Source organism: Mesorhizobium sp. LCM 4577, from assembly GCF_001854795.2.
In the GTDB taxonomy this organism is placed as follows: domain Bacteria; phylum Pseudomonadota; class Alphaproteobacteria; order Rhizobiales; family Rhizobiaceae; genus Mesorhizobium; species Mesorhizobium plurifarium.
Genome location: NZ_MDDU01000013.1, coordinates 472,303 through 491,508 on the forward strand (window position 1 = coordinate 472,303; position 19,206 = coordinate 491,508).

Consider the following 19,206-nt stretch of genomic DNA (forward strand, 5'->3'; position numbering starts at 1 on the left):
TTTGTCCAACCGGTCAAAAATTTGCGTAGCACGAAAACGCAGCAAAGACCAAGCGTTGGCCGCACCGAAACAGGTTACAAGGGGAAGTCTTGGTCATGTCCAACCGGCTGAAAGTCACGCCGAACGATCTCAGCGCATTCTGGATGCCGTTCACGGCAAACCGTCAGTTCAAGCAGGCGCCACGCATGTTCTTGTCCGCCAAGGACATGCATTACACCACCAGCGACGGCCGCAAGGTGCTCGACGGCACCGCTGGCCTCTGGTGCGTCAACGCCGGCCATTGCCGGCCGAAGATCACCGAGGCGATCCAGAACCAGGCCGCCGAGCTGGATTACGCGCCGGCCTTCCAGATGGGCCACCCGGTCGTGTTCGAGCTGGCGAACCGCCTGGTCGATATCGCGCCCAAGGGCATGGACCATGTCTTCTTCACCAATTCCGGATCGGAATCGGTCGAGACCGCGCTCAAGATGGCGATCGCCTACCACCGTGTTCGCGGCGAGGGCTCGCGCACCCGCCTGATCGGCCGCGAACGCGGCTATCATGGCGTCAATTTCGGCGGCATCTCGGTCGGCGGCATCGTCTCCAACCGCAAGATGTTCGGCACGCTGYTCGGCGGCGTCGACCATCTGCCGCACACGCATCTGCCGGAGAAGAACGCCTTCTCGAAGGGCGTGCCGGAGCATGGCGCGGAGCTCGCGAACGATCTCGAGCGGCTCGTCGCGCTRCATGATGCCTCGACCATCGCGGCCGTCATCGTCGAGCCGGTCGCCGGCTCGACCGGCGTCATCCTGCCGCCGAAGGGCTATCTGCAGAAGCTTCGGGAAATCTGCACCAAGCACGGCATATTGTTGATTTTCGATGAAGTGATCACCGGCTTCGGCCGTCTCGGCACGCCGTTCGCGGCGGACTATTTCGGCGTCACGCCGGATATCATGACGACGGCCAAGGGCGTGTCCAACGGCGTCATCCCGATGGGTGCGGTGTTCGTCAGGAAGGAGATCCACGACGCCTTCATGACCGGCCCCGAGCACATGATCGAGTTCTTCCACGGCTATACCTATTCGGGCAATCCGATCGCCAGCGCGGCGGCGCTCGGCACGCTGGACACCTATAAGGAAGAAGGTCTGCTGACGCGCGGCGAGGAACTCGCGCCTTACTGGGAAGACGCGCTGCATTCGCTCAAGGGCGAGCCGCATGTCATCGACATCCGCAACATCGGCCTGATCGGCGCGATCGAGCTGGCGCCGATCGCCGGCAGCCCGACCAAGCGGGCGTTCTCGGCCTTCGTCAAGGCCTTCGAGCGCGGCGCGCTGATCCGCACCACCGGCGACATTATCGCGCTGTCGCCGCCGCTGATCATCACCAAGGGCCAGATCAACGAGCTGATCGACCATGTTCGCGATGTTCTGAGGTCGATCGACTGACAAACCGGAGCGGGCATCTTCCCCGTCGAGGGAGGGTGTCCGCGGCACGGCAGGTGAGGTCGGCGCGGGAGCGCCGGTCTTGAGTAATCTTGATTCAGGCTGGCTGCGCGCCGATGCCGGTCAGGATCACCCGCTTGATGTTTTCCTTGGCTTCCCGCCATTGCCGGTCGGAGAGCGACTTGCCGCCGTTCAGCGTCTCGATCTGGTGGCCGAAATCGGCGTAGTGCTGGGTCGTGGCCCAGAGCATGTAAAGGAGATGCCGTGGGTCCACCGGGTCCATCTTGCCCTCCTCGATCCAGCGCCTGATGATCTCGACGCGGCCATCGGTCCATTCGCGCAAAGTCGATTCCATATAGTCCTGAAGCACCGGCGCGCCGTGCATCACTTCCGAGGCCCAGACCTTCGAACCGTCCGGATGACGGCGCGATATTTCCATCTTGGCGTCGATATAGGCGCTGATGCCGTCAACCGGGCCGCGCGCAGCGTCGAAGCAATTGGCCGCCTGCAGCCAGATTTCGAAAATGTTCTGGACGACGGACCGGTAGAGTTCTTCCTTGGTGGCGAAATAATAGTGGAGATTTGCCTTTGGCAGCCCCGCCAGGTCGGCGATCAACTGCATCGTGGCGCCACCGAACCCAGCCTCCGCGAACACCTTTTCGGCGGCGAGCAGGATGGCTTTTTCATTCTCCCGCCTTATATCCTGCCGCCGCATCGGACGGGTGGATTCGGTCATGTCTCCCCCAAGATTCTCGTTGACCGCTTGGTCAGCTTGTGTAGTCTGAAAGTTGACCATACGGTCAGGATGCAAACCACTCAAGGGGCGACAAGACCCCTGGTGAAAATGGGAACCGCAAATGGCCGCACCCGGCGAAAATCTGCGAATCAATTCGGACCGTTTGTGGGATTCCATCATGGAGATGGCGAAGATCGGCCCCGGCATTGCCGGCGGCAACAATCGCCAGACGCTCACCGATTCCGACAAGCAAGGCCGCGCGCTTTTCAAGTCCTGGTGCGATGCGGCCGGGCTCTCGATGGGTGTCGACCAGATGGGCACCATGTTCATGACGCGCGCCGGCACCGATCCGGATGCGCTGCCGGTCTATGTCGGTTCCCATCTCGATACCCAGCCGACCGGCGGCAAATATGATGGCGTGCTCGGCGTGCTCTCGGGCCTCGAGGTCGTGCGTTCGCTCAACGATCTCGGCATCAAGACGAAACATCCGATCGTCGTCACCAACTGGACGAACGAGGAGGGCGCGCGTTTCGCCCCGGCCATGCTTGCCTCCGGCGTGTTCGCCGGTGTGCATACGCAGGACTACGCCTATGCCCGCAAGGATCTGGACGGCCTGACCTTCGGCGATGAGCTGAAACGAATCGGCTGGGTCGGCGACGAGAAGGTCGGCGCGCGCAAGATGCACGCCTATTTCGAGTACCACATCGAGCAGGGACCGATTCTGGAGGCCGAGAACAAGCAGATCGGCGTGGTGACGCACTGCCAGGGCCTGTGGTGGCTTGAATTCACGCTGACGGGCAAGGAGGCGCATACCGGCTCGACGCCGATGAATATGCGCGTCAATGCCGGCCTTGCCATGGCCCGTATCCTGGACATGGTGCAGACGGTGGCCATGGAGAGCCAGCCCGGGGCCGTCGGCGGCGTCGGACAGGTGAAGTTTGCACCCAATTCACGCAACGTTTTGCCGGGCACGGTGATCTTCACCGTCGACATCCGCTCGCCGGACCAGGCGAAGCTCGACGGCATGCGCGCCCGCATCGAGAAGGAAGCGCCGAAGATCTGCGAGGCGCTCGGCGTTAAATGCTCGGTCGAGGCGGTCGGCCATTTCGATCCGGTAACCTTCGATCCGACGCTGGTCGGCCGCGTGCGCACCGCCGCCGAAAAGCTTGGCTACAGCCACATGAACATCATCTCGGGCGCCGGCCACGATGCCTGCTGGGCGGCCAAGGTCGCGCCCGCGACCATGGTCATGTGCCCCTGCGTGGGCGGTCTCAGCCACAACGAGGCCGAGGAAATCTCCAAGGAATGGGCCGCGGCGGGCGCCGACGTGCTGTTCCACGCGGTGGTCGAAACGGCGGGGATCGTCGAATGATCGAATAGACGTCACCTCGAAACGCCGCTCGCCAAGAAGCGCGAAAGAACAGGGGAACAGATATGACCAAAGTCATCCGCAACGGCACCGTCGTCACCGCCGACCGCACGTGGAAGGCCGACGTGCTGATGCAGCACGGCAAGATCGTCGCCATCGGCTCCAATCTGCACGGCGACCACGAGTTCGACGCCACGGGCTGCTATGTCATGCCGGGCGGCATCGATCCGCACACCCATCTCGAAATGCCGTTCATGGGCACCTATTCGGCCGACGATTTCGAATCCGGCACGCGCGCCGCGCTCTCCGGCGGCACGACGATGGTGGTCGATTTCTGCCTGCCGGCGCCGCAGCAGTCGTTGCTCGAAGCGCTGCAGATGTGGGACAACAAGACGTCGAAAGCCTCCTGCGACTATTCCTTCCACATGGCGATCACCTGGTGGGGCAAGCAGGTGTTCGACGAGATGGCTCAAGTCGTCGACCGGGGCATCACCTCGTTCAAGCACTTCATGGCCTATAAGGGTGCGCTGATGGTCGACGACGACGAGATGTATGCGTCGTTCCAGCGCTGCGCCGATCTCGGCGCGCTGCCGCTTGTCCACGCCGAGAATGGCGACGTTGTCGCGGCGCTCTCGCAAAAGCTTCTGGCCGCCGGCAACAACGGCCCCGAGGGCCATGCCTATTCGCGTCCGCCGGAGGTGGAAGGCGAGGCGACAAACCGCGCCATCATGATCGCCGACATGGCCGGTGTGCCGCTCTATGTCGTGCATGTCTCCTGCGAGCAGAGCCACGAAGCGATCCGCCGCGCCCGCCAGAAGGGCATGCGGGTGTTCGGCGAGCCGCTGATCCAGCATCTGACGCTCGACGAGACGGAGTATTTCAACAAGGACTGGGACCACGCGGCGCGCCGTGTGATGAGCCCGCCCTTCCGCAACAAGCTGCACCAGGACTCGCTGTGGGCCGGCCTGCAGGCCGGCTCGCTGCAGGTGGTGGCGACCGACCACTGCGCCTTCACCACCAAGCAGAAAAGAAACGGCGTCGGCGACTTCACCAAGATCCCGAACGGCACGGGCGGGCTCGAAGACCGCTTGCCGGTGCTGTGGACCAGAGGCGTCAACACCGGGCGGCTGACGATGAACGAGTTCGTCGCGGTGACCTCGACCAACATCGCCAAGATCCTCAACATGTACCCGAAGAAGGGCGCGATCGTCGAAGGGGCCGACGCCGACATCGTCGTCTGGGACCCGAAGCGCAAGAAGACGATCTCGGCCAAGAAGCAGCAATCGGTGATCGACTACAATGTCTTCGAAGGCGTCGAGGTGACCGGCCTGCCGCGCTTCGTCTTCTCGCGCGGCGAACTCTCGACCGAGGAAGCGGACGTCAAGGCCAAGGCCGGCCATGGCGAGTTCGTCGCTCGCGAGCCGAACGCCGCGGTCAACCGGGCGCTGTCGACCTGGAAAGAGATTTCCGCGCCGCGCAAGGTGGAGCGGACCGGCATTCCGGCCACCGGCGTCTGACCATGCGGGCTCTTCATCTTGCGATCGCGGCGACTGCTGTGCTGGCCGCCAGCCAGGCAGTCGCTGGGGGCATAGACCTCAGCAAGCCTTATGGCGACAAATATGGCTGCATCAACAAGAACGGCCAGGAAGTGGCTGCCGACAAGATGCTGCTTTTGACCGACAAGGAACTGATCACGGCGGCCAGCGCCTGCACCTTCAGCGACAAGCAGGCCCAGGCCGACGGATCGCTGGTGGTGACGGCAAAATGCGAGGCCGAAGGCGAAGAGGGACAGGCGCCGGCCAAATTCACCATCAAGCGCAGTGCGAAGAATGCCAAGAAGCTGGTGGTGTCCGACGAGGACGGCAATGTGATGGGCGAAGTCGCGCGATGCAAATGACGGCGATCCCGTCAGTTCCTGTGAGACGTATTCGTTCCGGCCGCATTTATGCGACGCCAAGCGCCGCTTGGCTGCAAAATGCCCTAGGCAACAAGCCCATCCAGCTCCGGCAGCAGGACGACGCTTTCCTGTTCGTTGGGATCGGTGCGGGCGATGACCGCCGAGGACGGGGCGCCGCTCAGATTGGCCGGCAGATGGGGAACGCCCGCCGGAATATAGAAGAGGTCGCCGGCCTTGACGACGATGTGATGCTCGAGCCGGTCGCCGTACCAGGTGTGGACTTCGCCCGAGAGCACGTAGATGGCCGTCTCATGGCTTTCATGCATATGCGCCTTGGCGCGGGCGCCGGGCGGCATGGTGAGAAGATGCATGCAGATGCCGGACGAGCCGACAGTCTCGGCGGCGATGCCGGCGAAATAACTCAGCCCCTGTTTGCCCTGATAGGTGCTTTCCGGGCGAATGAGATGACAGGTGGGTTTAGGCGGCATCGGCAAGGCTCCGGGCGTCGATCGGGTGGGACAGGACGAGTGGAAAGCAACGCTATCATAAAATCAACCGGATTGCGGACAGCGCCGCGGCGGCTGCGAAAGGCAGGCTGCAGCCAATGATCGAACAGCCGCCAGCCGTCGTTTCGGCAAGCAAGCTCGGCCTTACCTTCCAGACCAATGACGGTCCGGTGCAGGCGCTGTCCAATGTCGATCTGACCATCGGCAAGGGCGAATTCGTCTCCTTCATCGGGCCGTCCGGCTGCGGCAAGACCACCTTGCTGCGCGTCATCGCCGACCTGGAGAAGGCAACCTCGGGGACGATCTCCGTCAACGGGCTGACGCCCGAGCAGGCGCGCGAGAAGCGCTCCTACGGCTATGTGTTCCAGGCCGCCGCCCTGTTCCCGTGGCGCACGATCGAGCGCAACGTGGCGCTGCCGCTGGAGGTCATGGGCCTGAGCCAGGCCGAGCAGGCGGAACGCATCAAGCGCACGCTGGCGCTCGTCAACCTCTCGGGCTTCGAGAAGAAATATCCCTGGCAGCTTTCCGGCGGCATGCAGCAGCGCGCCTCGATCGCGCGCGCCCTGGCCTTCGATGCGGACCTGCTCCTGATGGACGAGCCGTTCGGCGCGCTGGACGAGATCGTGCGGGACCATCTGAACGAGCAGCTTCTCGACCTCTGGGCGCGGACCAACAAGACGATCTGCTTCGTTACCCATTCGATCCCCGAGGCGGTGTACCTGTCGACCCGCATCGTGGTGATGTCGCCGCGGCCCGGCCGCGTCACCGACATCATCGAATCGACGCTGCCGCGGAAGCGCCCGCTCGACATCCGCGAGACGCCGGAGTTTTTGGCGATCGCCGCGCGCGTGCGGGATGGCCTGAGGGCTGGGCACAGCTATGATGATTGAGGGGAGGGCGAATCAGTGCGGACGAAGCTCCCACGCCTTCGTCATCCTAGGGCGGAGCGACGCGAAGCGGAGCGCAGACCCTAGGATCCATGCCGTGGCGCCGGCCGAAGGGTCCAAACGGTGCAGAATGGTCGCTAACCGCCGCAGGGCGCGGGGAGCTGTATTCTGCACCGCTGCGGAGCGGAGAAGTAACGGCATGGATCCTAGGGTCTGCGCTGCGTCGCTTCGCTCCTTGCTCCGCCCTAGGATGACGAGATGGCGGTGGGCGGCTCCAGTCGCGCAGGCCGCTACATACCTGCTCCGCTCTAGGATGACGAAGAGCGCTAGCGCCGCCGCAATGGCAACCAAGGCTCCCGGCCTTCGCTTCGCTCCGGCCACCCTCTCCCCGCTGGGGAGAGGAGGAGGGCGCCGCTAGATGGACTCCTTCCGCTCGAAAATCATCCCCGTCACCGCCATCCTCGCCGGCGTGGTGGTGCTCTGGTACGTCTTTGCCGTGATCCTCAACGCGCCGTTCCAGCGCGATCTCGATCAACGAGGCAATGAGACGCCCGGCGCGGTCGAGTTCATCGGCAAGACGCTGTCGCAGCCGAAACCGACGCTGCCGGCGCCGCATCAGGTGGCGGTGAATTTCTTCGAAAACACCTTCCTGCGGTCCGTCACGTCCAACCGCAGCCTGGTCTACAACGCCTGGGTGACGCTGTCCTCGACGCTGCTCGGCTTCGCCTTCGGCACGGCGCTCGGCATCCTCATCGCGGTCGGCATCGTGCATGTGGCGACGCTCGACCGCAGCCTGATGCCGTGGATCATCGCTTCGCAGACCATTCCGATCCTGGCGGTGGCGCCGATGATCATCGTGGTGCTGGYGGCGATCGGCATCACCGGCCTGATCCCCAAGGCGCTGATCTCGACCTATCTGTCATTCTTCCCCGTGGCTGTCGGCATGGTGAAGGGCCTGCGTTCGCCCGAGCTCATGCATCTCGACCTGATGCATACCTACAATGCCAGCGCTTCGCAGACCTTCTGGAAACTCCGCGTGCCGGCGTCGGTGCCGTTCCTGTTCACCTCGATGAAGGTGGCGGTGGCGGCAAGCCTGGTCGGCGCCATCGTCGGTGAATTGCCGACGGGAGCGGTCGCCGGCATCGGCGCGAAGCTGCTCGCCGGCGCCTATTACAGCCAGACCATCGATATCTGGTCGGCTCTGGTCGCGGGCTCCATCGTCGCGGCGCTGCTGGTGATGGTGGTCGGCGTCGCCGGCCGCCTTGTCGACCGCGCCATGGGCGGGAGGCCGGCATGATCTGGTTGAAACCGTCCTGGCAATCGGTGCTGGCGATTGCGCTCAGCCTCATCGCCTTCGCGCTCGGCGCAATGACGAAGCCGGAAGCCGCCGCGCTGGCAGAGCCGGCCGCAACGCTCGCGTATCCTTATATGGGCGCGAAGGGGCTGATCATCGGGCTGTTGCTCCTCGCGGCACTGGTCTCGGTCACAAAGCTGACGCCGATGGTCGAGGCCATCGTGCTGTTCGTCGGCGCCCATGCCGCCGCCTGGCTCCTGATCAAGGGCATAGCCGGTTTCGAAGGCACGGCGCTGGCGCCGTATTTCCTGCTGCTCGCCGCTGCCTGGCTGCTTGCCTGGCGCTGCGTTGCCTTGCTCGCCTCGTTACGTCCGAGCGAAAGCGTCTCAAGGAACGCCTTGCGCCTGATCATCCCGGCGATCTTCGGGGCCTGGATCCTGATCATCTGGGAAGCGGTGACGCGCGGCGCCGGCATCCCCTTCATCCTTCTGCCGCCGCCGAGCGCCATCGGCGCGCGCATCGCCAACTCGCTGCCGATCCTGGGGTCGGACGTGCGGCAGACGATCTTCAAGGCGGTGCTCATTGGTTACATCGTCGGCAATCTCGCCGGCTTCGCCGTCGCCATCCTCGCCGACCGCGTGCCATTCCTGCGGCGCGGGCTGCTGCCGATCGGCAATATGGTCTCGGCGCTGCCGATCATCGGCGTGGCGCCCATCATGGTCATGTGGTTCGGCTTCGACTGGCCGTCCAAGGCCGCGGTCGTCATCATCATGACCTTCTTCCCGATGCTGGTGAACACGGTCGCGGGGCTCGCCGCATCCGGGCATATGGAGCGCGATCTGATGCGCACCTATGCGTCGGGCTATTGGCCGACCTTGCTGAAGCTCAGGCTTCCGGCGGCAATGCCGTTCATCTTCAACGCGCTGAAGATCAACTCGACGCTGGCGCTGATCGGCGCCATCGTCGCGGAGTTCTTCGGCACGCCCGTGGTCGGCATGGGATTCCGCATTTCGACGGAAGTCGGGCGGATGAACATCGACATGGTGTGGGCCGAAATCGCAGTTGCAGCCCTTGCGGGTTCGGTCTTTTATGGCGTGGTCGCTCTCGTCGAGAGAGCCGTCACGTTTTGGCATCCCTCTGTCCGAGGTGGATAGGGGCGGTGGGTTTGGGTGCTAACTTCAGAGGGTAACAACATGAAAAGACTGCTGATTTCTGCTTTGGCCGGCGCCATGTCGCTGGCCGCCTTCCAGGCGATGGCCGCCGACAAGGTGACGCTGCAGCTGAAATGGGTCACGCAGGCCCAGTTCGCCGGCTACTATGTCGCCAAGGCCAAGGGCTTCTATGACGCCGAAGGCCTCGACGTCGACATCAAGCCGGGCGGCCCGGATATCGCGCCGGAACAGGTGATCGCCGGCGGCGGCGCCGACGTCATCGTCGACTGGATGGGCGGCGCGCTCGCGGCCCGCGACAAGGGCGTTATGCTCGTCAACATCGCCCAGCCGTTCAAGAAGGCGGGCATGGAACTGGTCTGCCCCAAGGCCGGGCCGATCAAGACGGAAGCCGACTTCAAGGGCCATACGCTCGGCGTCTGGTTCTTCGGCAACGAATATCCGTTCTACGCCTGGATGAACAAGATCGGCCTCAAGACCGATGGCGGCCCGGACGGCGTCACCGTGCTCAAGCAGAGTTTTGACGTGCAGCCGCTGATCCAGAAGCAGGCCGACTGCATCTCGGTCATGACCTATAACGAATACGGCCAGGTGCTGGACGCCGGCTACAAGCCGGAAGACCTTGTCGTGTTCAACTACTCGGCGATGGGCAACGACCTTCTGGAGGACGGGCTCTACACGCTCGAGGACAAGCTCAAGGACCCGGCCTTCGAGGACAAGATGGTACGTTTCGTGCGCGCCTCGATGAAGGGCTGGAAATACGCCACCGAGAACACCGACGAGGCGRCTGAGATCGTCGTCGACGCCGGCGGCCAGGACGAGAACCACCAGAAGTTCATGATGAAGGAAGTGGCCAAGCTGATCGACAATGCCGACGGCAAGCTGATCCCGGCCGCTTACGAGCGCACCGCCAAGGCGCTGCTCGACCAGAAGATCATCAGCAAGGAGGCGAGCGGCGCCTACACGACCGCGATCACCGACAAGGCGATCAAGTAAGCTCGGCTCTCAACGCGGAAGGTGGAAAGGGGCGGGCGACCGCCCCTTTTTCGTGCCCGCCGGTAAAATGTGCGTGTGCCGGGATACTTCCTGCGATCCAGCCGTTAATTGGCGCATCCGTGCGCCGGGGAGCCGCCAAGGATGCTGCAATCAACGGAGGTCTTCATGCGCATCCTATCCGTACCGATGCTTTCGGCTTTGGCTGCTTCGACCGCCTTACTTCTCGCATCGCCGGCCATGGCCGAGACGATGAAGTTCAAGGCGACGCTCGACGGCAGCCAGCAGAGCCCGCCCGTCACCACCAAGGGCAAGGGCACCGCGACGCTCACCTTCGACACCACCAGCAAGAAGCTCAGCTGGAACGTCAAATATTCCGGCCTCAGCGGGCCTGCCGTGGCCGCCCACATCCACGGGCCGGCGGATATGGGCGCGAATGCGGATCCGGTCATCCCGTTCAAGAAGCTGAAAAGCCCGATCAAGGGATCGGCGACGCTGACGGACGCGCAAGCGGCCGACCTGGAGGCCGGCAAATACTACGTCAACGTCCATACCGCCAAGAACAAGGACGGCGAGATCCGCGGGCAGATCGAGAAGTCAGGCGAAGCGATGTAGCGCCCGACAGAATCGCGATCCATTCGGAAGTCGGCGGGCCGGCGCTCAGGCCTTATTGCGTATCTGCGTCAGCGTGCGGGTCGGCGTGATCGCCTCGGGATCGAGCTTGATCTCGACGATCGCCGGCTTGCCGCTGGCGCACGCGCGTTCGAAGGCCGGCGCGAAGTCGGCGGTTTTTTCCACCGTTTCGCCATGGCCGCCATAGGCGCGGGCCAGCGCCGCAAAGTCCGGGTTCCTGAGCTCGGTGGCGACGACGCGGCTCGGATATTCCCGTTCCTGATGCATGCGGATCGTGCCGTAAATGCCGTTGTTGACGACGATCACGATGATCGGCAGGTCATATTGGACGGCCGTCGCGAACTCCTGGCCGTTCATCAGGAAGCAGCCGTCGCCGGCGAAGGCCACCACGGTGCGGTCCGGGAACAGTGATTTGGCCGCAACCGCGGCTGGCGTGCCGTAGCCCATCGAGCCGGATGTGGGCGCGGCCTGGGTGCCGAAGCGGCGGTTGCGGTAGAAGCGATGCACCCAGGTGGCGTAGTTGCCGGCACCGTTGGTGAGGATGGCGTCTTCCGGCAGGATTCTTCCGAGATGCTCGATGATCGGACCCATCTGCACTGGGCCAGGGCCGGTCTGCGGCGGCGTCGACCATTCGAGATAGGCGGTATGCGCCTTTTCCGTCTCTGCCGCCCAGGAAGGGCTAGCGGCGGGCTTGCGCTTGGCAAAAGCCTCGACGAAGGCGGCGGGTGAGGCGTTGATGGCTATCGTCGGCCGGTAGACGCGGCCGAGCTCGCCGGCATCGGCATGGACATGCGCCAGCGCCTGGTCGGGATAAGGGCTCTTCAGCAGCGTGTAGTCCGAGGACGGCATCTCGCCCAGGCGACCGCCGATCAAAAGCACCACGTCGGCCTGCTTGATCCGCTCCGCCAGCTTCGGATTGATGCCGATACCGACATCGCCGGCGTAGCTCGGATGCAGATGGTCGAACAGCATCTGGCGGCGGAAGGAGCAGCCGACCGGCAGCGACCAGGCCTCGGCGATCGTGCGCATATGCGCCACGGCTTCCTCGTTCCAGCGCGTGCCGCCGAGAATGACGAAGGGACGCTTTGCATTGGCGAGCAGCATCTGCAGCGCATCGAGCTCGGCTTCGCCCGGACGTGTCTCGACCGGTGTGTGCGGCAGCGCTTGCGGTGCCTCGACCTCGCTGGTCAGCATGTCTTCCGGCAGCGAGATGACAACCGGGCCGGGACGGCCCGAGGTCGCGACTGCAAAGGCGCGGGTGACGAATTCGGGGATGCGCGCGGCATCGTCGATCTCGACCACCCATTTTGCGATGTCGCCGAAGAAGCGCTTGTAGTCGACCTCCTGGAAGGCTTCGCGCTCCTTGGCATGGCTGGCGACCTGGCCGATGAACAGGATCATCGGCACCGAATCCTGCATGGCGATATGGACGCCGGCCGAGGCGTTGGTGGCGCCGGGGCCGCGGGTGACGAAGCAGATGCCGGGCTTGCCGGTCAGCCTCCCCTGGCAGTCGGCCATCATCGCGGCGCCGCCTTCCTGGCGGCAGACGATGGTGCGGATCGAAGAGTCATGCAGGGCGTCCAGCACCGCGAGATAGGATTCGCCGGGAACGCAGAAAATGCGGTCGGCGCCGTTCGCCTCGAGCGCCTCGACGATCAGTTGTCCGCCGGTCTTCATTTTGCTGATCTCTCCAGTTCGGCAAGGATTTCTTGCGTGTRCTCGCCAAGGCGCGGCGAGGGGCGCTCATAGACGAGCGGCGTGCCCGACATCACCATCGGCGCGCGCACCGAAGGCAGGCGATTGCCATGGCCGTCGTCGAGGTCGAGCCGCATGCCGCGCGCGATCGTCTGCGGATCGGCGAACATCTGGCCGATCGTGTTGATCGGGCTCGCCGGGACGCCGGCTGCCTCGAGCTTTGCCAAAAGCGGATCGCGATCCCAAGTGGCGAGGGTTTCGACGATCGTCTGGCGCAGCTTCACGCGGTTGGCGACGCGGGCCGGGTTGGTGGCGAAATCCGGATTGGCGGGTAGATCTGTAAGGCCCACAGCGGCGCAGAACTTGCCGAACTGCCCGTCATTGCCGACCGCCAGGATGATGTGGCCATCCCGCACCGGCAGGACCTCGTAAGGGGCGATGTTCATATGCGCATTGCCCATCTGCACCGGCGACTTGCCGGAAACCAGATAGTTGAGGTTCTGATTGCCGAGCGCGGCGATCTGGCTGTCGAACAGCGCCATGTCGATGTGCTGGCCCTCGCCGGTCTTTTCGGCATGGCGAAGCGCCGCCTGGATGGCGATCACCGAATAGAGACCGGTGAAGATATCGGAGATGGCGACGCCGGCCTTCTGCGGCTCGCGGCCCGGCTCGCCGGTGATCGACATCATGCCGGCCATGGCCTGGATGATGAAATCGTAGCCCGCGCGCGGCGCATAGGGTCCGTCCTGGCCGAAGCCGGTGATCGAACAATAGACGAGGCGCGGATTGATCGCCTTCAGGCTGTCATAGTCGAGGCCGTATTTCTTCAGGCCGCCGAGCTTGAAGTTCTCGATCAGCACGTCGGCGGTGGCGACCAGCTTGCGCAGCGTCTCGGCGCCCTCAGGCCTGGAGAAGTCGACGGCGATCGAACGCTTGCCGCGATTGCAGGAGTGGTAATAGGCGGCCGAGAGGTTCTCGCCGTCATGGCTCATGACGAAGGGCGGACCCCATTTGCGGGTATCGTCGCCGCCATCCGGGCTCTCGACCTTGATAACATCGGCGCCGAGATCGGCGAGCAACTGCCCGGCCCAGGGACCGGCCAGGATGCGGGCGAGTTCGATAACGCGGATGCCTTTCAGCGGAGGTTCTGCCATGGATCACCGTGGTTAAACAAAGCGCAGCCTCTATCAACACGCACCCGCCGTGTCACGACCCATGCGATAGGCCACCGCGTCAGGATTTCAGCACGCCGTCGGCCCATGYGGCGAAATCGTCCATGACGACGTCTCGATTGACCTCGTTCAGGCTTTCGTGCCGCGTTTCCGGGTAAACCTTTGAAACCAGATTCGAAAAGCCCATTGCCCGCATGCGCTTCGCCAGGTGATGGACGGCCTTGCCGTAGTCCGACGCCGGGTCCTTCTCGCCGCCGACAAGATTGACGAAGAGGTCGCGCCGGACGCCGGCGAAACTGGAATCCTTACCGGCGTGCTGCGCCATATTGACGACATCGCGCCACATCGAGATGGAGGCGTCCCAGCCGCAGAGCGGGTCGGCGACATATTTGTCGACCTCGACGGGGTCGCGCGACAGCCAGTCGAACAGGGTTCGGTGGTTGGGCACCGCCTTGCCCCAGGCCTGGAAGGTGAGCTTGGGCAGAAGGCGCGAGGGCACGTCGGAGCCGAGCCGCATCCGCTCCCAGCCTAGAATGCCAAGCGCCAGCTGGCCGAGCAGGCCTTGCGAGAAATTACCGTTCCAGATCGCGGCGGCATGGACACGCCCGGAGTGGCGCAGCACGAAGTTGAGCGCGACGGACGCGCCCAGCGAATGTCCAAAAACGATCACCGGCAAGCCCGGATGCTCGGTCGCGATCAGGTCGTGAACGGCGTCGACATCGGCGATCACCTTGGCGATGCCGCCGGTATCCGCGAATTTGCCGAGCGGCGCGTCGGGCGCCTTCGTCGCGCCATGGCCACGATGGTCATGGGCATAGACGTGGAAACCTCTTTGGCTGAGGAAATCGGCAAAGCGCGCATAGCGCGCCGCGTGCTCGGCCAGGCCGTGGTTGATCTGGACCACGGCGCACGGATTTCCGGCGGCTTCTCTCACATAAAGGTTGAGCTCAGCCCCGGTCGGTGAGGCCAGGCTGGTTTGCTTGTCGAATGGCATGTCTCGCTCCCCCCGGAGACTGTTGGGCGACGGCTTTGCCGGCGTCAAGTGGACAAGCGTGCTTGCGGACACGCCGACGAAAGCGTTCAGCTGGGGATTGTTTTTTCGCGCGGCGAAAAAGATCGCAATTCTGACACGTCGGCTGTTCTAGTGTGACGAATCCAATACGGTTCAATGATCGCCGGGAGAGCGGGATGCGGGTTTGGGCATTGTGGGGTTCGATAGCGCTGACTGTGGCTGGTGCCGGAGTGGCGCATGCCGACGTGAAGATGAGCGGCACTTTCGTGTCCGATAGCGCGTGTCCGGCGACGCAGGCCATCAAGAGCGGCAAGAATCCAGGCAACATCTCGACCGAAGCCGGGAAGAGCTACGATCTCCTTGCCGGCAACAAGGACGAGCCCACCCATTATCTGATCCAGGTGCCTGGAGCTGATCCGGAGCGGCGCTGGGTGAAGATCAGTTGCGGCCATGTCACCGGCGGCAGCGCTTCCGCCACGCCGGCGCCCTCCAGCCAGACCAAGCCGTCGTCAGCCTCCGGAAAACCTGAATATGTTTTTGCGCTGAGCTGGCAGCCGGCTTTCTGCGAGACCAAGGCCAGCAAGCCCGAATGCAAGGCCCAGAGCCCGAGCGAGTTCGATGCGTCGCACTTCACCCTGCATGGGCTATGGCCGCAGCCGAACGGCAATTTCTATTGCCAGGTGTCGGCGAGCGACAAGGCCAATGACAATCCGGCGCATTGGGGAGACCTGCCGCCGGTCGATCTCGACGCCAACACGCGCGCCGAGCTCGACCAGGTGATGCCGGGCACGGCCTCCAAGCTCGAGCGCCACGAATGGATCAAGCACGGCACCTGCTACGGCAAGAACCAGCAGGAGTATTTTTCAGACGCGCTCAATCTGATGCGCGCGGTGAACGCCTCCGCAGTGCGCGATCTCTTCAACAAGAACATCGGCAAGCAATTGACCTCGGACCAAATCCGCGGCGCTTTCAACGAAGCCTTCGGCGCCGGCGCGGGCGACCGCGTGCGCGTGTCCTGTCTGGTCGACCCCTCGAGCGGCAGGCGTTTGATCGGTGAGATCACGCTCGGCCTGTCTGGTCCGATCAACGCCGACAGCAAGCTCGCCGATCTCCTGATGGCGTCGGCGCCGACAGCCAAGGCCGGTTGCCCGAAGGGCACGGTCGACGCGATCGGCTTCCAGTAAGCGGCAGTTTCGGTCAGGCCGAAGTCAGGCCGATTTTGGGGCCGCCTGCAAGATGATCGCCTCGCTGCCGGGCTCGCCGACAACGCGGTCGCGGCCGCTCAGCTTGGCCTTGTAGAGGCGCTGGTCGGCGAGCGCGAAAATGTCGGCGAGGCAGCGCGTCGTTTCGCTGACGGTGGAGACGCCGGCGCTTACGGTGATGTTGAAACGGTTGGTGTGCGCCGAGGTCTTGACGGCGTTCCTGATGGTCTCGCCGAGCAGCCTGGCGGGCGCGTGCGACTGTTGCGTCAGCACAGCGAATTCCTCGCCGCCGATGCGGAACACCTGATCGTTGCCGCCGGCCGTCTCGGCCAGCAGCACAGCCATCGATTTCAGCACTTTGTCGCCCTCGGCGTGGCCGAAGCGGTCGTTGATCGACTTGAAATGGTCGACGTCGACGATGAGCAGGCTGAGCGGCTTGCCCATCCTGATGGCGGCCGACACGGCGGACTCGCCGTCGGCATCGAAGCTGCCGCGATGAAGCAAGCCGGTGAGGCCGTCGCGGCCGACATATTTGATCAGCGCTTCGTAGCGCTCGCGATAGGTGAGGGTGTCGAAGATGTCGGAGAGGCCGCGCGGCACCGCGACATCATTGTCCTCGACCCATTTGAGATAGGCGACGAGCATGCCGCTATAGGCAAGTGCTGCGCCCATCTTGGCGAGCCAGCCGCCGAAGAAGACCTCGATGGGCGCGCCGGCGACGAAATGCAGCGCGGTGAAGAAGCCGGCTTGGTCGAAGGTGAGCACGCAGGCGACCGATGCGAGGATGCGCATGAACGGCCTGGCGCGCAGATAGGCGCCGAGCTTCTCGTAGAGCAGGATGATCAGGATGGCGTCGATGAAGAGCAGCGAGGTGCCCCAGACCATCAGCCAGCCCATCTCGTCGATGAAGGCGATGTTGGGCATTCTGCCGTCGGGAAGCGTGGAAACGGCGTGCAGGCGCAGGATCAGCACCAGGCCGATCATCAGGGCGTTGCCGAGGAGAAGGCCGTAGATCGGCTGGCGGACGGTCGCCGCATCGTCCTTCATGTAGAGCAGGAGGATCATCACCAGCTTGCCGGAGAAGAGCACCGCGGAACCCGGCGACACCAGCCCGAACGGCAGCGCGACATAGAAGACGCTGGCAAGATAGGTTTCGAGGAAATGCATGACGCCGAGCGCGCAGATGAACACGCCAAGCCCGATGCGGCGCCGGAAGCGGAAAAGCGTGACCATGGCGCCGAAATAGAGAACCGCTTCGGCAAGGAGCAAGGCACCGTTCAGCACGTCGTCGATCCGATCCTTCCCCGAAACCGCGGCAGGGCCGCGATTTCCCAGCCTAGCATCGTTTTGAAGGCGAATGGTTAACCGCTTCTTTCGCACGATTGGGGGGGCGACGAAAGCTGTCGACGGACTTTGGGGCAAACCGGCAAATGCGCGGATTGGCCGTCTCGTGCCGAAAGCGATTGCCGTTCGGCGCTTCATCGCCTACATAGCGCGCAAACCCCCATCCACCTTGACACTTCAGTTTCCAGGGAAAGCGCGCGTGGCTCGCCAGTTCATCTATCACATGTCCGGCCTGTCGAAGGCCTATGGCACCAAGAAGGTGCTCGATAATGTTCACCTGTCCTTCTATCCGGACGCCAAGATCGGCATTCTCGGCCCCAACGGCTCGGGCAAGTCGACGATCCTGCGCATCATGGCCGGGCTCGACAAGGAGTTCCAGGGCGAGGCGTGGCTGGCCGAGGGCGCGACCGTCGGCTACCTGGCGCAGGAGCCGCAGCTCGACGCAGGCAAGACCGTGCGCGAAAACGTCATGGACGGCGTCGCCAGGAAGACGGCCATCATCGAGCGCTACAACGAGCTGATGATGAACTATTCCGACGAGACGGCCGACGAGTCGGCCAAGCTCCAGGACGAGATGGACCGCCTCAACCTGTGGGACCTGGAGCAGCAGGTCGAGATGGCCATGGACGCGCTGCAGTGCCCGCCGCCGGACTCCGAAGTGACCAACCTGTCGGGCGGCGAGCGTCGCCGCGTCGCGCTGTGCCGGCTGCTGCTCGAACAGCCCGACCTCTTGCTGCTCGACGAACCGACCAACCATCTCGACGCCGAGACCACGCAATGGCTGGAAAAGCACCTGCGCGACTATCCGGGGTCGGTGCTGATCATCACCCACGACCGCTACTTCCTCGACAACGTCACCGGCTGGATCCTTGAGCTCGACCGCGGCCGCGGCATTCCGTACGAGGGCAACTACACCAAATATCTCGACGCCAAGGCCAAGCGCCTGATCCAGGAAGGCCGCGAGGACGATGCCCGCCAGAAGGCAATCTGGCGCGAGCGCGAGTGGATCCAGTCCTCGCCCAAGGCGCGCCAGACCAAGTCCAAGGCGCGTATCAAGGCCTATGAGGAACTGGTCGAGCAGTCGCAGAGCCGCAAGCCGACCGACACGCAGATCGTCATCCCGTCGAGCGAGCGCCTCGGCAATGTCGTCATCGAGGTCGAAGGCCTCAACAAGGGCTTTGGCGACGAACTGCTGATCGAGAACCTGTCGTTCAAACTGCCACCGGGCGGCATCGTCGGCGTCATCGGCCCGAACGGCGCCGGCAAGACGACGCTGTTCAAGATGATCACCGGGCAGGAGACGCCGGATGCCGGCTCGATCCGCAAGGGCGAGACGGTGCGGCTCGGCTATGTCGACCAGAGCCGCGACGCGCTCGACCCGAACAAGACGGTGTGGGAAGAGATCTCCGGCGGCGCCGAGGTCATCAAGCTCGGCAAGCACGAGGTCAACAGCCGCGCCTACTGCTCGTCCTTCAACTTCCGCGGCGGCGACCAGCAGCAGAAGGTCGGCAACCTGTCGGGCGGCCAGCGCAACCGCGTCCACCTGGCCAAGATGCTCAAAGGGGGCGGCAATGTGCTGCTGCTTGACGAACCGACCAACGACCTCGACACCGAAACGCTGGGCGCGCTGGAAGACGCGCTCGAAGCCTATGCCGGCTGCGCCGTCATCATCAGCCACGACCGTATGTTCCTCGACCGCATGGCGACCCACATGCTCGCGTTCGAGGGCGACGCGCATGTCGAATGGTTCGAAGGCAATTTCGAGGAATATGAGAAGGACAAGCTGCGCCGCCTCGGCGCCGAAGCGGCCGCCCCGCACCGCATGACGCACAAGCGGCTGACGCGGTAGCATCGGTCCAAAAGGGCGGCGAACAAG

17 protein-coding genes are annotated in these 19,206 nt (G+C 63.9%); 11 read left to right on the forward strand and 6 right to left on the reverse strand.

Annotation, left to right across the window (positions count from 1 at the left end; all coding sequences use genetic code 11):
* Positions 1-95 precede the first annotated feature (95 nt).
* A complete protein-coding gene (locus LCM4577_RS17445) occupies positions 96-1,424 on the forward strand; it encodes an aspartate aminotransferase family protein (protein WP_071072468.1) in 1,329 nt (442 codons plus the stop codon).
* Between the two features lie 94 nt (positions 1,425-1,518).
* Here LCM4577_RS17445 and LCM4577_RS17450 read toward each other — a convergent pair whose 3' ends face one another.
* The gene (locus LCM4577_RS17450) at positions 1,519-2,157 is read right to left on the reverse strand and encodes a TetR/AcrR family transcriptional regulator (protein ID WP_040988054.1); all 639 of its coding nucleotides are present in this window, start codon (positions 2,155-2,157) and stop codon (positions 1,519-1,521) included.
* A gap of 121 nt (positions 2,158-2,278) precedes the next feature.
* Between LCM4577_RS17450 and LCM4577_RS17455 the strand changes: the two genes are divergently transcribed.
* From LCM4577_RS17455 to LCM4577_RS17465, 3 genes are all read left to right on the forward strand, one after another.
* Entirely contained in the window at positions 2,279-3,529 is a 1,251-nt protein-coding gene (locus LCM4577_RS17455; protein ID WP_071032104.1) for a Zn-dependent hydrolase, read from the forward strand.
* Positions 3,530-3,591: 62 nt separating this feature from the next.
* Positions 3,592-5,043, forward strand: a complete 1,452-nt coding sequence (gene hydA, locus LCM4577_RS17460; protein ID WP_071032103.1) for a dihydropyrimidinase — start codon at positions 3,592-3,594, stop codon at positions 5,041-5,043.
* A gap of 2 nt (positions 5,044-5,045) precedes the next feature.
* Positions 5,046-5,423 carry a hypothetical protein gene (locus tag LCM4577_RS17465; protein ID WP_071032102.1) on the forward strand — a complete coding sequence of 126 codons (378 nt, stop codon included), beginning with the start codon at positions 5,046-5,048 and terminating at the stop codon, positions 5,421-5,423.
* Positions 5,424-5,506: 83 nt separating this feature from the next.
* Here LCM4577_RS17465 and LCM4577_RS17470 read toward each other — a convergent pair whose 3' ends face one another.
* Positions 5,507-5,911 carry a cupin domain-containing protein gene (locus LCM4577_RS17470; protein ID WP_071072470.1) on the reverse strand — a complete coding sequence of 135 codons (405 nt, stop codon included), beginning with the start codon at positions 5,909-5,911 and terminating at the stop codon, positions 5,507-5,509.
* 116 nt (positions 5,912-6,027) lie between these two features.
* On the opposite strand from LCM4577_RS17470, the gene LCM4577_RS17475 reads away from it, so the two are divergent.
* The 5 genes from LCM4577_RS17475 to LCM4577_RS17495 all read left to right on the forward strand — a co-directional run bounded on the left by LCM4577_RS17475 (position 6,028) and on the right by LCM4577_RS17495 (position 10,887).
* The gene (locus LCM4577_RS17475) at positions 6,028-6,819 is read left to right on the forward strand and encodes an ABC transporter ATP-binding protein (RefSeq protein WP_071072472.1); all 792 of its coding nucleotides are present in this window, start codon (positions 6,028-6,030) and stop codon (positions 6,817-6,819) included.
* A 415-nt stretch (positions 6,820-7,234) separates the two neighbouring features.
* Positions 7,235-8,113 carry an ABC transporter permease gene (locus LCM4577_RS17480; RefSeq protein WP_071072476.1) on the forward strand — a complete coding sequence of 293 codons (879 nt, stop codon included), beginning with the start codon at positions 7,235-7,237 and terminating at the stop codon, positions 8,111-8,113.
* A complete protein-coding gene (locus tag LCM4577_RS17485) occupies positions 8,110-9,264 on the forward strand; it encodes an ABC transporter permease (RefSeq protein WP_071072477.1) in 1,155 nt (384 codons plus the stop codon). Before LCM4577_RS17480 ends, LCM4577_RS17485 begins: the two co-directional genes overlap by 4 nt.
* Positions 9,265-9,303: 39 nt before the next feature.
* Positions 9,304-10,275, forward strand: coding sequence for an ABC transporter substrate-binding protein (locus LCM4577_RS17490; protein WP_071072479.1), 972 nt, complete (start codon positions 9,304-9,306; stop codon positions 10,273-10,275).
* A gap of 165 nt (positions 10,276-10,440) precedes the next feature.
* Positions 10,441-10,887: a CHRD domain-containing protein gene (locus tag LCM4577_RS17495; RefSeq protein WP_071032134.1), complete on the forward strand. Its 447-nt coding sequence runs from the start codon at positions 10,441-10,443 to the stop codon at positions 10,885-10,887.
* Positions 10,888-10,932: 45 nt separating this feature from the next.
* Here the strand turns inward: LCM4577_RS17495 and LCM4577_RS17500 are convergent, their stop codons facing one another.
* From LCM4577_RS17500 to LCM4577_RS17510, 3 genes are all read right to left on the reverse strand, one after another.
* Positions 10,933-12,582 (reverse strand): thiamine pyrophosphate-binding protein, encoded by a 1,650-nt coding sequence (locus LCM4577_RS17500; protein WP_071072481.1) that lies wholly within the window; start codon positions 12,580-12,582, stop codon positions 10,933-10,935.
* Entirely contained in the window at positions 12,579-13,754 is a 1,176-nt protein-coding gene (locus LCM4577_RS17505) for a CaiB/BaiF CoA-transferase family protein (RefSeq protein ID WP_071072483.1), read from the reverse strand. The genes LCM4577_RS17500 and LCM4577_RS17505 overlap by 4 nt, the downstream gene beginning before the upstream one ends.
* A 79-nt stretch (positions 13,755-13,833) precedes the next feature.
* The gene (locus tag LCM4577_RS17510) at positions 13,834-14,766 is read right to left on the reverse strand and encodes an alpha/beta fold hydrolase (protein ID WP_071072485.1); all 933 of its coding nucleotides are present in this window, start codon (positions 14,764-14,766) and stop codon (positions 13,834-13,836) included.
* 194 nt (positions 14,767-14,960) lie between these two features.
* On the opposite strand from LCM4577_RS17510, the gene LCM4577_RS17515 reads away from it, so the two are divergent.
* The gene (locus LCM4577_RS17515) at positions 14,961-15,968 is read left to right on the forward strand and encodes a ribonuclease T2 family protein (protein ID WP_071072487.1); all 1,008 of its coding nucleotides are present in this window, start codon (positions 14,961-14,963) and stop codon (positions 15,966-15,968) included.
* Between the two features lie 24 nt (positions 15,969-15,992).
* Here the strand turns inward: LCM4577_RS17515 and LCM4577_RS17520 are convergent, their stop codons facing one another.
* Positions 15,993-17,270: a diguanylate cyclase gene (locus LCM4577_RS17520; RefSeq protein WP_083354750.1), complete on the reverse strand. Its 1,278-nt coding sequence runs from the start codon at positions 17,268-17,270 to the stop codon at positions 15,993-15,995.
* 259 nt (positions 17,271-17,529) lie between these two features.
* Between LCM4577_RS17520 and ettA the strand changes: the two genes are divergently transcribed.
* Positions 17,530-19,179 (forward strand): energy-dependent translational throttle protein EttA, encoded by a 1,650-nt coding sequence (gene ettA, locus LCM4577_RS17525; protein ID WP_071072489.1) that lies wholly within the window; start codon positions 17,530-17,532, stop codon positions 19,177-19,179.
* Positions 19,180-19,206 lie beyond the last annotated feature (27 nt).